Annotated in this window: 11 protein-coding genes, 1 tRNA gene and 1 pseudogene; 7 read left to right on the forward strand and 6 right to left on the reverse strand. The window is 67.9% G+C overall.

Annotation, left to right across the window (positions count from 1 at the left end; genetic code table 11):
* Positions 1-329 precede the first annotated feature (329 nt).
* The 5 genes and pseudogenes from ACN28C_RS10935 (at position 330) to ACN28C_RS10955 (ending at position 5,771) form a co-directional block, all read left to right on the forward strand.
* Positions 330-1,733, forward strand: a complete 1,404-nt coding sequence (locus ACN28C_RS10935; RefSeq protein WP_422773384.1) for a hypothetical protein — start codon at positions 330-332, stop codon at positions 1,731-1,733.
* Positions 1,730-2,638: an aminoglycoside phosphotransferase family protein gene (locus ACN28C_RS10940; protein WP_422773385.1), complete on the forward strand. Its 909-nt coding sequence runs from the start codon at positions 1,730-1,732 to the stop codon at positions 2,636-2,638. Before ACN28C_RS10935 ends, ACN28C_RS10940 begins: the two co-directional genes overlap by 4 nt.
* Positions 2,639-2,914: 276 nt before the next feature.
* Entirely contained in the window at positions 2,915-4,552 is a 1,638-nt protein-coding gene (locus ACN28C_RS10945) for an IS1634 family transposase (protein ID WP_422773386.1), read from the forward strand.
* A gap of 16 nt (positions 4,553-4,568) precedes the next feature.
* Positions 4,569-4,787, forward strand: a pseudogene (locus tag ACN28C_RS10950) (transposase family protein); the annotation flags it as partial.
* Positions 4,788-5,594: 807 nt separating this feature from the next.
* The gene (locus ACN28C_RS10955; protein ID WP_422773387.1) at positions 5,595-5,771 is read left to right on the forward strand and encodes a hypothetical protein; all 177 of its coding nucleotides are present in this window, start codon (positions 5,595-5,597) and stop codon (positions 5,769-5,771) included.
* A gap of 239 nt (positions 5,772-6,010) precedes the next feature.
* On the opposite strand, the gene ACN28C_RS10960 is transcribed toward ACN28C_RS10955, so the two are convergent.
* The 6 genes from ACN28C_RS10960 to ACN28C_RS10985 form a co-directional block, all read right to left on the reverse strand.
* Positions 6,011-6,634, reverse strand: coding sequence for an IS630 family transposase (locus tag ACN28C_RS10960; RefSeq protein WP_422774614.1), 624 nt, complete (start codon positions 6,632-6,634; stop codon positions 6,011-6,013).
* The gene (locus ACN28C_RS10965) at positions 6,598-7,089 is read right to left on the reverse strand and encodes a winged helix-turn-helix domain-containing protein (RefSeq protein WP_422768684.1); all 492 of its coding nucleotides are present in this window, start codon (positions 7,087-7,089) and stop codon (positions 6,598-6,600) included. Before ACN28C_RS10965 ends, ACN28C_RS10960 begins: the two co-directional genes overlap by 37 nt.
* A 705-nt stretch (positions 7,090-7,794) precedes the next feature.
* Positions 7,795-7,866, reverse strand: a tRNA-Arg gene (locus ACN28C_RS10970).
* 102 nt (positions 7,867-7,968) lie between these two features.
* The gene (locus ACN28C_RS10975) at positions 7,969-8,649 is read right to left on the reverse strand and encodes a winged helix-turn-helix domain-containing protein (RefSeq protein ID WP_422773388.1); all 681 of its coding nucleotides are present in this window, start codon (positions 8,647-8,649) and stop codon (positions 7,969-7,971) included.
* A 190-nt stretch (positions 8,650-8,839) separates the two neighbouring features.
* Positions 8,840-9,391 carry a DUF305 domain-containing protein gene (locus tag ACN28C_RS10980; RefSeq protein ID WP_422774615.1) on the reverse strand — a complete coding sequence of 184 codons (552 nt, stop codon included), beginning with the start codon at positions 9,389-9,391 and terminating at the stop codon, positions 8,840-8,842.
* Positions 9,392-9,519: 128 nt separating this feature from the next.
* Entirely contained in the window at positions 9,520-10,383 is an 864-nt protein-coding gene (locus tag ACN28C_RS10985; protein WP_422773389.1) for a DUF3105 domain-containing protein, read from the reverse strand.
* A 95-nt stretch (positions 10,384-10,478) separates the two neighbouring features.
* On the opposite strand from ACN28C_RS10985, the gene argS reads away from it, so the two are divergent.
* Positions 10,479-12,140, forward strand: coding sequence for an arginine--tRNA ligase (argS, locus tag ACN28C_RS10990; RefSeq protein ID WP_422773390.1), 1,662 nt, complete (start codon positions 10,479-10,481; stop codon positions 12,138-12,140).
* Positions 12,141-12,205: 65 nt separating this feature from the next.
* Positions 12,206-13,591 carry a diaminopimelate decarboxylase gene (gene lysA, locus ACN28C_RS10995; RefSeq protein WP_422773391.1) on the forward strand — a complete coding sequence of 462 codons (1,386 nt, stop codon included), beginning with the start codon at positions 12,206-12,208 and terminating at the stop codon, positions 13,589-13,591.
* Positions 13,592-13,593: the final 2 nt, after the last annotated feature.

Genomic DNA, 13,593 nt, shown 5'->3' on the forward strand with positions numbered 1-13,593 from the left:
CGCGACGAGAACTCGCTGACGCCATCAACGGCTATCTCGCTGGCCGTACGACGAGCGTCATCGACGCGAAGCATGGGCGAGTTCGATCGGTAGGGGAACGAGGAGGAGGGCCTCGCATCCCGTGAGGACCACGGGGACGGGTGTACTGCGAGGACGTCGATATGCTGCCAACAGCGCGGACACCATCGGACGGGGAGGACGCATGTCACCCTCAGCCGCCCAGCCGGAGGCACGTCATGCCCCAGTCTGACGGCGGTGCTCGGAAACCGAACACCTTCCTACGTGACGCCCGCCTCCGGCTCCAGTCTCCCTCCGGGTCCGGTCGGCCGATGTCTCGCCAGGAGCTGGCCGAAGCAGTCAACACCTACCTGTGGGAAAAGCACCGACAGCGGGCAGCCCTGGACCGCACCTACATCGGCAAGCTGGAACGTGGCCAGCATCGATGGCCACAACTGCTATACCGGAAAGCATTCCGCGCGGTCCTCGGAGCGACAACCGACAAAGAAGTGGGCTTCCACATCGCCCGTACCTCCCCGCCACCACCCAGGCAGCCCAAAGCAGAAGGTGGCGAGGTAACGGTGGCCGTCTCTCTACAAGAATCTTTTCCAGGCTCTCAAGAACTCCGGTTACCCGAGCTGCCTGACACTCTTTCGACCTTCATGGACGACAGCGCCGGGAGGAACACGTCGGACGGGAACGAGCCTACTCCGCTCCTCGTTACCCGGCGACAGTCACTGCTTATCTTTGCCATGGCGACCATAGCTGCGGGCGTCGGGCTGGGCGGACCAACAGCCGGCCCTCGTCGCCGGATCGGCGTCAACGATCTGTCCAGGGTGAACGCCGTCATCTCGCTCTACAGATCTATGGATTCCGAATTCGGCGGCGGAGTACTGGCCGACGACGTTGATCAGGTGGCTCAGGCAGCGTCTGGGCTGCTTGATCACACCGTTCCAGAAACGTTGCTACCTCAACTGTTCACAGTCCTAGCCAACGCGCGGTACCTCGCCGCGTGGACCGCCTTCGATGCTACCCGGCACGTCGATGCACAACGGCATTTCATGGCCGCCGAGCGGTACGCCATGGAGTCAGGTGATCGCCGACTACTCGCACATGTGCGGTACGGCCAAGCCAGGCAGCTCCAGCACCTTCGACAAAACCGCGACGCGCTCCACACCCTGCGCCTGGCTCACCATCAACTCGACGCGACACCAGGCATCCTGGCGGTCCTGTATGGCGCAGAAGCCGCCTCCCATGCAGCGCTCGACGACCCCAAGGAGGCAAGACGCGCGCTCAGCCGATCCAGCGAAGCCTTCGGCGCCGTCGAACCCACCAACGAGCCGGAATGGCTGGGCTTCCTGGACAAAGGCGAGCTACTGGCCCAGTACGGACGCGTGTATCGCGACATGGCTCGCAATGATAGAGACTACGGTGACGATGCCGTCCGATGGGTCACCGAGGCCATCACCTCGTTCGGGCCACAGAATGTGCGCAGCACCGTGCTCAACCAGGTCGGACTATGCAGCGCCCTTTTTCTTGCCGGAGCCCCCGACCTGGCCATCAAGGCCGGCAACACCGCCCAACAGTTAGCCACCACGGTGACCTCCCCGCGCGTCATTGACCGCATTGCCAACCTGCGACGCGACGCGACCAACCACCTCCGCCGCAGCGACGTAGCGGACTTCATTCATTCACTGCCAAAACTGTCTGACCAACCACGGAGCAGCAGCCCATGATCGCCGATGGCGGCAGATTCACTGAATCCGCAATGCGAGAGACGCTCGACCGCATCGCTGAACGCCTCCACGTTGACGCAACCGGTGCCCATCTGCTCCGACTGACCAACAACGCCGTATTTGCGTTGCCGTACGCCGACCTCGTGGTACGCATCACTCGCACCCACCGACTACACGCCCGGGTCCACAAAGTGGCCAAGCTCGGCGCCTGGTTCCCGACCGTTGACGCCCCCACCATCCGACTCGCCGAAGACATTGAACAGCCGGTCGCCGACGGCCATCTCCTCGCAACCATCTGGCAATACGTACGTCCGAGCCCACCAGCCATCGATGCCACCGACCTTGGCAACGTCCTCCGAACATTTCACCGCCTCGACCCGCCCCCATTCGATCTACCACGATGGGACCCAATCGGAGACGCCCGTGCCCGTATCTGGGATGCCGAAGCCCTAGACGACGCCGACCGCGAATACCTGCTTGCCTGGTGTGACCGACTAGCGCCGAGCCTAGACGCCTTCGCCGTCTCCACGAAGACCGGACTCCTACACGGCGATGCGCATGAAGGAAACCTTCTGCGTGACGGAAGCGGAAAGGTGCTCCTATGCGACTTCGACGCTACATGCATCGGTCCATTTCAAGTCGACCTGGTGCCGCCGCCGACAAACGAGGCACGGTTCGGCCCAACTGGCGGCCACGCCAAACTTGCCGACGCATACGGTTATGACATCACTACCGACCCCGCCTGGCCCTTGCTCCGCGAAGCACGCGAGTTGAAGATGATCGCTGCCGGAGCGCCTCTACTTGCCTCCGCTCCAGGCGTTGCAGCCGAGTTCCAGCTCCGTCTGAACTCGATTCGTCACAACGATGCAGCTGTGCGATGGACCGCATTTGGCGACTTGTACTGAACGACTGAAACCGCGTCCCGAGTTTGGTCACTGGCTTGCGGGGCGATGGGGCGTAGGGCGCTGACCTGGGGTGTTGGGTGTTGGTGGGTTGTTTCTGAGGCACTAATTGGTGTCTTACGCTCGGGTTCGTGGCGTGGATTCGGCGGGTGCGGACGGCCTCGGGCCCTGAGTTTGGTCACCGGCTCGCGGCGTGACGGTGGGCGGCGCGCTGACCTGGGGTGTTGGGTGTTGGTGGGTTGTTCCTGAGGCACTAATTGGTGTCCTACGCTCGGGTTCGTGGCGTGGATTCGGCGGGTGCGGACGGCCTCGGGCGCGACGGCGGTGCAGATCGCCGAGTCCGTGGGCGGGCGTCGGCGGATCGTGGCTCATGTGGGCTCGGCCCATACCGAGGCCGAGTTGGGGCTGCTGGTCTCGCGGGCCCGCGAGTTGCTTGCCGATCTCGGGCAGGGCGAGTTCGACCTCGGTGTAGAGCCGGTCGTGTCGAGGGCGACGTTGGTCGGCCCGGCTGGTGACGCGGCGCTGTTTGACCTCGGCGGGTCACCGGAGCGTGGACCGGCGGTGCCCGCCGCGCCGCGGGTGGTGTCGACGGCGTCGCGGGTGTTGTACGAGGTGCTGGCCTCGGTGTTCACATCGCTTGGATTCGACCGCTTGGGCGACAGGGTGTTCCGGGACTTGGTGATCGCGCGGGTCGTGGAGCCGACCTCGATCCGCGACACCGGTCGGGTGCTGATCGACCTGGGCCGTAAGCCGTCCAGCGAGAAGACGATGCGCCGCACCCTGATCCGCGCTCACGAGGGCGGCTACCGCGATCAGATCGCACGGCTGTGCTTCGCCCACGCCCTGAACAGCGGCGACGTCAGCCTCTGCTTGTACGACGTGACCACCCTGTATTTCGAGGCCGACAAGGAGGACGACCTGCGCAAGGTCGGATACTCCAAGGAACGGCGCGTGGACCCGCAGATCGTCGTCGGTCTGCTGGTCGACCGGCACGGGTTCCCGTTGGAGATCAGCTGCTTCGCCGGCAACAAGGCCGAGACGTTGACGTTGCTGCCCGTCATCCGCCAGTTCCAGGCCCGCCACCACATCGCGGGCATGGTCATCGTCGCCGACGCCGGCATGCTCTCGGCCACCAACCTACGCGAACTCGACGCCGCCGGCCTCGGCTTCATCGTCGGTTCCCGCACCACCAAAGCGCCGATCGACCTGGAGTCCCACTACCGCTGGCACGGGGACTACTTCACCGACGGACAGATCATCGACACGATCACCCCCCGCACCGGCGTCAACCGGGACAACGACCCCGCCCTCAAGGCCGAACCGGTGTGGAACCCACGAACACACACATCGGCATGGCGGGCGGTGTGGGCGTACTCGGCCACCCGCGCTGCCCGGGACAACAAAACCCTCAACGCCCAAGAGGCAAAGGCGCGAGCCGTGGTCGCCGGAGAGAAGACGACCCGAACCCCGAGATTCGTCACCATCAACGGCAACGCCCGCACCCTCGACGAAGCGTCGCTGGCCAGGGCTCGGAAGCTGGTCGGGCTCAAGGGCTACGTCACCAACATCGCCCACAACGTGATGAGCCCGGCCGAGGTGATCTCCAACTACCACGACCTGTGGCACGTGGAGCAGTCCTTCCGCATGTCCAAGACCGACCTCGCCGCCCGACCCATGTTCCACCACACGAAAGACGCCATCGAGGCGCACCTGACCATCGTCTTCACCGCCCTGGCCGTCACCCGCGAAGTCCAGACCCGCACCGGACTCGCGATCCGCAACGTCCTCCGTCAGCTACGCCCGCTACGATCCGCGACCCTCGCGATCAACGAAGCCACGCAGACGTTCCCACCCCAGATCGACCCCAACCGGCAAGCCATCATCGACGCCCTCGTCACGAGGGACGTCAGGCACTAACGATATGACCGAACTCGGGTTCAAGCGTCACCGCTACCGGCCCAAGCTGTCACACCGGCAGAAGTCCGTGAACAAGGCGCACGCCCGTATCCGCGCCCTCGGTGAACGAGCCGTCGCCACCTTGAAGACCTGGAAAGTCCTGACCAAGCTGCGCTGCAGCCCGTCCCGGACAACCGCGATCGTGCAGGCCATCCTGGCCCTGCACCACGTCGAGAACCCGACCTACCGAGGATGAAAAACGCTCAATGAGGATCGGTCAAGCGGCCGGCCAGCGGAGCAGATGCAGCACCGAATCATCGAGGCTAGTTGAGTCTGGTGCATAAAGCATGTTCTACAGATGATGTAACAAACCCTCGATGGTCGGCGAAATTGGGTTCGATATGAATACTCCCGTTCGCCGATACACTAAACACCATTGTCCCGGCACAGCATCCGCCTTTGCGTTTTCCGTCGGCCGGGCGTAGTGCCAAATGGCGGGGTTGGGGTATTACTCTTCGACCGTCACAACCAAGTCCCAGTTGCGTGCAGAGCATCTTCACGTTGCTGCTGTAATCTCGAATGCCTTGGATGATTTCCGGCCTTGGCGTCCCGTAGCCGCTGTGTCTGCCGTGCGAGAATACGATGACGTCCGGGTGTACCGCCTCACACAACTCTCGTGCGAACCGTCGATCATCGCCTCCGGAATGGCCACCGTGATGCGGAAAAACAAGCAGTGGCGCTGCCATGGGAAGCTTGCGAGAGACCATTCGATCGAAGCCGTACCGAGTCACATCCCCTGCAAGGGTCCAAAGATCCCCGTCGCCACCACCCTGCCGCTGGTCAACCGACCTTGAACCTCGCGACGTAGGCGGCTATACCTGGATCCGGTCCGAAGCACGTCCGGCAGGATCGCGATCACCGTAGAGCCGGGGTTCTGCTGCACTGCAGCGTGGAGGAACACGGCTGCCGAAGAGACGCCCCCGCTGCCCCACTTCGTCCCTCCCGGGGCTAATTGGGTAATAAAGGGAGGGTTCATGATGATACCTTGCGGCGGCATCGCCTGATGCAAGGCAGCAAGGCCGTCGCCCGCTCGGACGTTTGGGAAGATCGTCTTCTTGTTTATTCGTTCCGTTGGGGCGTTCGGGTGTACTGCGCGGAAGCGGCTGACGGCACATACCAACAAGCGCAGGCGCGTGGCCTCTACGAATTCTGGCTCGAGGTCCGCGCCATGGAGCTGTGAGCCCCAGGACTTCAGCGTTGCTCGTAGTGAGTCTCGTATGGCGAGCCGCTGAGCGACACACAGTAGAAGGTCGCCAGCGCCGCAGGCCGGGTCTAGCCAGGTGCCCGTGATCTTCTTCGGCAGCAGGGCATCGAGCTGGCTGCGCCATGCTGATGAGGTGAAGTAGGCCCCAGCGTCTCGACGTACAGAGCGCTCGACCAACGTCGCTACAGCGGTTGAAAGTCTGGGGTCTGTTTCGGTCATGGTGGTTCCGGTTCCAGGCTGAGTCCGGTCTGGGTGAGGAAGCCGGGGATCAGGTCGGGTCGGTACTGGATGCGTTTGAGTCGGTTGCGGATGATCGCGGCGAGGTGGTCCACGCCGTCGACGGCGAGGTTGCCGAGGCTGGACTTCATCGTTGACCACAGGCCCTCGACGGGGTTGAGGTCGGGTGCGTACGCGGGTAGTTGGACCACGGTCAGCCACCGGTGGCGGGCGGCGATGAGCTGGCGCATCGCGGTGCTGGTGTGGGTGTTGACTCCGTCCCAGATCAGGATGATCGGGGCGTGGAGCCGGTGGTGCGCGGCGGTGATCAGGGTGGCGTAGTCGTCCTCGGACAGGCTGCGGCGCTCGCCGGTACGGTTGCGGTGGACGCGCAGGCGGTAGAAGACGTGGCCGCGCTGGCCGGGTTTGTAGGCGATCAGTCCGGCGATCGAGACCCGGCCTGAGCCCTTGCCCGATACCCGCACGGTGGGTGTGTGGCCCGTGCGGGCCCAGGTTCGGGCCCTGGACGGGCGCAGGGTCTGTCCGGCCTCGTCTTCGAAGACGATCCACGCCCTGGTCGCCGCCGCTAGCCTCGTACCTTGGCCCAGGTCGTGGCCCGCCAGTCGGCGATCGCGTCCTCATCGCGCTGGACGGCTCGGTGTGTGGGTACCTGAGGGGTGTAGCCCATGCGGTGCAGCAGGTAGGACACGCCGCGCAGGGTGTAGGAGACGTGGAACAGTCGGCCGATCAGGGTGGCGACCCGGGCCAGGGTCCAGCGTTGGTCCTCGATCCAGCCGTGTGCGGCCGGGCCGAGGTCCAACTCCGCGCGTAGCCGCAGTAGCTGGTCCGGTGAGAGCCGGGAGACGTTTCCACCCGGGCCGGTCGAGGCCAGGGCGGTCATCCCACCCGCACGCCAGCGGCGTCGCCACTGGTAGATCGACTTCGTCGACACCCGTAGCCGGGCCGCGACCTGCGCCGCCGGCACATCGACGGCGAACATCCGCGCGGCCTGCATCCGTACCTGCTCCCGCTTGGCCCGTCCGGCAGCGGACAGGCCACCACTATCGGCGTACCTCACACCCCAGGTATAGATCGACACCGACCGGTCGTCCATAGTGGTTGATCACAGGCGATCGACCGAGCCAGACCCCAGCCATTCAACCGCTGTAGCGCACGGTTGGCGGCGCCATCTAGGGCTGCCGCCACCTCGGCCGCTGTGTGAGTGCCCTTCACCGCGCGCCCGGCGAGATCCCGCAAGGAGCCAACGAAGGGCTCATAGTTGGCGAATCGGTTCGTTGCAGGCGATTTCAGCGCGGGGGAGATCGTCACAGGCCCAGTCTGCAGCAGTGTCCCCGCAAAGGACAGCACCCTGTCCCTACGGGGGACCTGGTGGCTCCGTTAAACCCGACTCCCCTCGGGGTGGTACGTCAGCTTGCGTGAGGTACAACGCCTACGCGCTGAGCCTCGGAGGGCCTCCCGCTTCAAGCCGAAGCTTGCCCCTTTCGGAAAGCCTCAGCGGCCTGACGCCGCCGGTGCGTCCACGGCGGCAGACAACGCACCCGGGCGGTCTTGGAGGCCGGGCACTCGAATGGTCACCGTCTAATGGTCCCGAGGTGGGAGTTACTGAGCAACGGGTCGCACCGACGCCCGCGCGTGAAGGCGAACACGATGATGCCTCAGCGCGCCCAGGCCGAGGCATCATCGTTGTGTTCACGTAAGTGCGAAGCTAGCGTCTACGACTAGTGATCTACCAGCTACGTCCTGCTTTTGCAGTTCTGTGAGGTGCCCCCGGCAGGATTCGAACCTGCGCTCCCGCCTCCGGAGGGCGGTGCTCTATCCCCTGAGCTACGGGGGCTCAGCGACCCAGGAAGAGTAGCAGGCGTGGTTGCCGGGACACGAATCGGTATGCCCCGGGTCGGTGCACCTGCCGCACCTGCCGAAACCCGCTACCCGACGCTCACCGGCCGCAGCTCGGCAGCGGGTGCAGCACGATCCGGCGGGGGAGCCGGCGGGGCCACTCGGCCCTGGTCCAGGAGCCGTCGACCACGACGTGGACGGCGTTCCCCTCCGCGCCGCTGAGCCGGAGCAGGAAGTCGCGGGGGAGGGCCGGGTCGACGTTGGGGGTGGCGATGACGAACCGCACGCGGCCGCGTACGGAGACCGCGGAGAGGACGTCGGCGGCGGGGACCACCCCGTGCAGCCGGGTACGGCCGATCCAGCAGAGTTCGGCGCGGTGCTCCTCGGCCGCGCGGACGATGGCCGGGTACTCCCGCTCTACCCAGAGGGCCACCGCGTCGACGCAGAGCCCACAGGCCCGCTCGGTCGGCTGGCGGGGGCCGAGGCCCCAGGCGCGCAGGTAGCCGCCGACCTCGGTGGTGTCGACACGCAGGTCGTACCGGTGGCGTACGAGGTTGGCGACGCTCTGGCGGGTCCAGAGTTCGTCCTCCAGGCCAAGCTCGTCGGGGTAGCAGCCGCGCAGCGTCTCGATCAGGTCCAGCTCCTGGTCTCGGCTGAGCGTCCCCGCCTCGCCGGACCGCTGCCCGCGCCGGACGGCAGCGACCGCGCCGTCCCCGCCGATGGTGTGCCGACGGCACCAGCTGGTGACCGACCGGCGTCCGTCCCGGAGAGCAACCGTCATGTCTAGGACAACGACGGCAGATCCTGACTGGTCACGTTATGTATGGAGAAAACTCGCCAAAGCGGGCAAGTATCCCAAGCCGGACCTAATGGCTGCGGATGGAGATCGCACCTCGAACGGATCCGGCGGCCGTCCCATCGGTGGGAACGGCCGCCGGAGCGGTGGTCGTGCGGGAGCCAGGAACCGGCGCTCAGCCGGCGCCGATCCTGCTCTGCAGGCTCTGGATCAGCTCGATCTCCTTCTTCTGCCCGGCGACCATGGACCGGGCCAACTCGGCCACCTGCTCGTCGTCGGAGAGCTCGAGGATGCCATCGGCCATGTGGATCCCACCGAGGTGGTGGTCGAGCATCAGCCGCAGGAAGAGCAGGTCGAAGTCGCGCCCGGTGGCGGCGCGCAACTCGGCCCGCTCGGCGTCGGAGGCCATCCCGGGCATCAGTCCGTCCTGCACCGCCTCGGCGCCCTCCGGCATCCAGGCCATCCGGGGATCCCGGCCGGTTGGGCCGAGCCCCCACTGCTTGAGCCAGCTCTGCATGGTGCCGATCTGGGCCTGCTGGGTCAGCGCGATGTCCGCCGCCAGGGTCCGCACGTCCGGGTCGGTGCCCTTCGCGTGCGCCAGGATCGACATCTCGACCGCCTGGGCGTGATGTGACGACATGTCCCGGGCGAAGCCGGCCTCGGGGGAGCTGTCACCTGGGCGCAGCAGCCCGGGGGCGAGCAGGCCGGCGGCGAAGCCGAGCAGCATCCCCAGCAGGATGGCGAGGGCCAGCGGGGCCGGGCCCGCGCTCCACCTGCGGCTCCGGCCGGCGGCGACCCCGGTCTCCTCCCGGGCGGTGGCGGTCGCCACCGCCCCCGGTCCGCTGGTCACCCCGATCAACCGCCCGCCGGAGGCATCGGCTGGTCACCCGGCACGTTGTCCCGCGGGGTCGTGCCGGTGGCGGTGATGCCGCCGGAGCAGGGGGCGCCGGGCTCCATGGAGGCGTTCTGCCGCAGTGCGGTGATGAACTCGTCGATCCGGCTGTCGTCGGCGCTGTCGAGCTTGAGCTGGTAGCCCCAGGCCTGCAGCGAGATCGGGCGGTCGAGGTTCTCCACCGGGCTCATCAGCATGAACTCGTTGCCCCGGACCTTGCCGGCCAACTGCTCCACCTGCTCGGCCGGCAGGTCGGACCTGTAGGTGACCCAGACGGCGCCGTGCTCCAGGCTGTGCACCGCGTGCTCGTTGGCGATCGGGGCGTCGTAGACGTCACCCATGCAGTTCTGCCAGGCGTTGTTGTGCGAGCTGCCGACCGGCGGGTTGATCGCGTAGGTCAGCGGGCCGGCCTCGTGGGACTGCTTGCCCGGCATCGGGTTCACCGCCGACGGGTCGCTCTCCCGGAAGTTGACGATCCCGCCGATCGCGGCGGCCTTGTCCTCCCAGCTCCTGCCGTTCTGGATCACCGCGTACGCGCCGTACCCGATGATGCCGGCGGCGATCACGCCGACCGCGACGAAGAGGCCGATGGAGCCCCACGACCGGCCCTGGCTGACCCTGACCGGGGCGACCGGGCGGCGCTGCTGCGGCTTCTTACCACCCCCAGCCCCGCCGGCGCGACCGGCCGGGACGCGGGCACCCGAGCCCGCAGACTTGGCCCCGGCCCCCTTCCCCGCCGCGGCGGGCTTGCCGCCGGCCGGCGGCTTCTTGCCGGTACTGACCACGGACGGACGGCGCTGTTCGCCGCCCGAGGTGCTGATGCTCATGGTCCCTCGTCATGTCGGTCGGTCAGGGCATGGCGGGCCACACACGCGCAGGGTCGCCACCGAGTGACCGAGTCTACCCCCGGTAGCATGGTTCGGTGACTCCCGCCAATCTCGCCGAGGCCGTCCTCGCCGCCGCGCACGCCGTCTTCGACCGGCGTGGGCTCGACCGCTCGGTCCTGCCCGGGTCCGTGACGCTGGAGCGACCCCGGAACCCCGAGCACGGCGACTACGCCTCCACCATCGCCCTCCAGTCGAGCAAGCGGGTCGGCATGCCGCCCCGGGACCTGGCCACCGCCCTCGCCGAGGAGCTGGCCCGGACCCCGGGCGTCAAATCGGTCGAGATCGCCGGTCCCGGCTTCCTCAACATCCGGCTCGACGCGGCCGCCGCCGGGCAGCTCGCCCGCGAGGTGGTCCGGGCCGGTCAGGCGTACGGGCGGAGCGACCGGCTCACCGGCCAGCGGGTGAACCTGGAGTTCGTCTCGGCCAACCCGACCGGCCCGATCCACCTCGGGCACACCCGGTGGGCGGCGGTCGGCGACTCGCTGCGCCGGATCCTCACCGCGGCCGGCGCCGAGGTGACCAGCGAGCACTACGTCAACGACGCGGGCGCCCAGGTCGACCGCTTCGGCCGCTCTCTCCTCGCCGCCGCCAGCGGCGAGCCGGCCCCGGAGGACGGCTACGCCGGCGAGTACGTCGCGGAGATCGCCGAGCGGATCGTCGCCGAGCACCCCGGCCTGCGCGACCTGCCGGAGGGCGAGGCGCTGCCGATCTTCCGGGACCGGGGCTACCGGCTGATGCTCGACGAGATGCGCGCCAGCCTGGAGCGCTTCGGCGTGCACTTCGACGTCTGGTTCTCCGAGCGCACCCTGCACACCAGCGGCGCCATCGAGCACGCGCTCGCCCGGCTGCGCGAGCAGGGCCACGTCTACGACGCCGACGGCGCGATCTGGCTGCGCACCACCGACTTCGACGACGACAAGGACCGGGTGCTGATCCGCAGCAACGGCGAGCTGACCTACTTCGCCGCCGACTCGGCGTACTACATCGACAAGCGGGAGCGGGGCTTCGACCGCTGCGTCTACCTGCTCGGCGCCGACCACCACGGCTACGTCAACCGGCTCCGGGCGATCGCCGCCTGCGCCGGGGACGATCCCGACGTCAACATCGAGATCCTGATCGGCCAGCTCGTCAACCTGGTTCGCGACGGCGCGCCGGTCCGGCTCTCCAAGCGGGCCGGCAACATCATCACGCTGGACGAGATCGTCGACGCGGTGGGCGTGGACGCGGCCCGCTACTCGCTGGCCCGCTCCTCGACCGACTCGCCGCTGACCCTGGACATCGACGTCATCACCAGGAACTCCAACGACAACCCGGTCTTCTACGTCCAGTACGCGCACGCCCGGATCGCCTCGCTGCTGCGCAACGCCGCCGACTCGGGGATCGACCGGGGCGACGACTTCGACCCCGGGCTGCTCGGCCACGAGAAGGAGAACGACCTGCTCAAGACGCTCGGCGAGTTTCCGGTGGTGGTCGCCACCGCCGCCGAGCTGCGCGAGCCGCACCGGGTCGCCCGCTACCTGGAGGAGCTGGCCGGCACCTACCACCGGTTCTACGACGCCTGCCAGGTGCTGCCGCGCGCCGACCGGCCGGTGCCGCCGCCGCTGACCCAGGCCCGGCTCTGGCTGGTGGAGGCGTCCCGGACCGTCCTGGCCAACGGCCTGGACCTGCTCGGCGTCTCCGCACCGGAGCAGATGTGACCCGGCTCCGGCTTTCCGGACAGCGACGGGGAAGACGCGGGTAGCGAAGGGAAACGACGACAGACATGCGCGCTCACGAAGCGGGGGCACTCCACGGCGACCTCGGGGTACGGGGTCCGGCCTGGCTGCGTACCCCGGAGGACGTCAACGCCCTGGTGCCGCACCTGTGGCCGCGCAACGTGGCGCGGCACGCCGACGGCGCGCTCGTGGTCGCCGGCCTCGGCGTCCGCGAGCTGGCGGCCGAGTTCGGCACTCCCGCCTACGTCCTCGACTCCGACGACCTGCGCAGCCGCTGCCGGGACTTCCGGGCCGCCTTTCCCGACGAGGACGTCTACTACGCCGGCAAGGCGTTCCTCTGCCGGGCCGTGGTGCGGATCGTCGCCGAGGAGGGGCTGCACCTGGACGTCTGCTCCGGCGGGGAGCTGGCGGTGGCGCTGGCCGCCGGGATGCCGCCGGAGCGGATCGGGTTCCACGGCAACAACAAGTCCCCGGCCGAGCTGGCCCGCGCCGTCGACGCGGGGGTGGGGCGGATCGTCGTCGACTCGTTCCAGGAGATCGACCGGCTGACCGCGCTGGCCCGGGAGCGCGGCGTCCGGCCCAGGGTGCTGGTCCGGGTCACCGTCGGCGTCGAGGCGCACACCCACGAGTTCATCGCCACCGCGCACGAGGACCAGAAGTTCGGCTTCTCGCTGGCCGGCGGCGCGGCGGCCGCCGCCGCGTTCCGGATCCTCGACGAGGGCGTGCTCGAACTGCGCGGGCTGCACTCGCACATCGGCTCGCAGATCTTCGACACCAGCGGCTTCGAGGTCTCCGCCCGGCGCGTCCTCGGCCTGGCCGCGCAGATCCGGGACGCCCGCGGGGTCGAGCTGCCGGAGCTGGACCTCGGCGGCGGCTTCGGCATCGCGTACACCACCCAGGACGATCCGGCGCCACCGCACGACCTGGCGAAGCGGCTCCGCAAGATCGTGGACGGGGAGTGCGAGGGGCTGCGGCTGGCCGTACCCCGGCTCTCGATCGAGCCGGGGCGGGCGATCGTCGGCCCGGCCGTCTTCACCCTCTACGAGGTCGGCACGGTCAAGGACGTGGACGGGATCCGGACGTACGTCAGCGTGGACGGCGGGATGAGCGACAACATCCGAACGGCGCTCTACGGCGCCTCCTACTCGGCGACGGTCGCCTCCCGGCGGTCGACCGCCGAGCCGATCCTCGCCCGGGTGGTGGGAAAGCATTGCGAGGCCGGGGATGTGGTGGTGAAGGATGAATTCCTGCCCGCCGACGTGCAGCCCGGAGATCTTCTCGCCGTTCCTGGCACGGGCGCCTACTGCCGGAGCATGGCCAGCAACTACAACCATGTTCCCCGGCCCCCTGTGGTGGCGGTCCGGGACGGGCGCGCGCGGGTGATCGTCCGGCGGGAGACCGAAGACGATCTGCTGGCATTGGATGTGGGTTGACC

Source organism: Plantactinospora sp. WMMC1484, assembly GCF_049315195.1.
Taxonomy (GTDB): domain Bacteria; phylum Actinomycetota; class Actinomycetes; order Mycobacteriales; family Micromonosporaceae; genus Plantactinospora.

Excerpts from the sequence above, each read along its gene's own strand:
- ACN28C_RS10985 (WP_422773389.1), bottom strand. The coding sequence starts at position 10,383 with ATGAGCATCAGCACCTCGGGCGGCGAACAGCGCCGTCCGTCCGTGGTC.
- ACN28C_RS10980 (WP_422774615.1), bottom strand. The coding sequence starts at position 9,391 with ATGCTGCTCGGCTTCGCCGCCGGCCTGCTCGCCCCCGGGCTGCTGCGC.
- ACN28C_RS10955 (WP_422773387.1), top strand. The coding sequence starts at position 5,595 with ATGCAAGGCAGCAAGGCCGTCGCCCGCTCGGACGTTTGGGAAGATCGT.
- ACN28C_RS10940 (WP_422773385.1), top strand. The coding sequence starts at position 1,730 with ATGATCGCCGATGGCGGCAGATTCACTGAATCCGCAATGCGAGAGACG.
- lysA (WP_422773391.1), top strand. The coding sequence starts at position 12,206 with ATGCGCGCTCACGAAGCGGGGGCACTCCACGGCGACCTCGGGGTACGG.
- ACN28C_RS10935 (WP_422773384.1), top strand. The coding sequence starts at position 330 with ATGTCTCGCCAGGAGCTGGCCGAAGCAGTCAACACCTACCTGTGGGAA.
- ACN28C_RS10975 (WP_422773388.1), bottom strand. The coding sequence starts at position 8,649 with ATGACGGTTGCTCTCCGGGACGGACGCCGGTCGGTCACCAGCTGGTGC.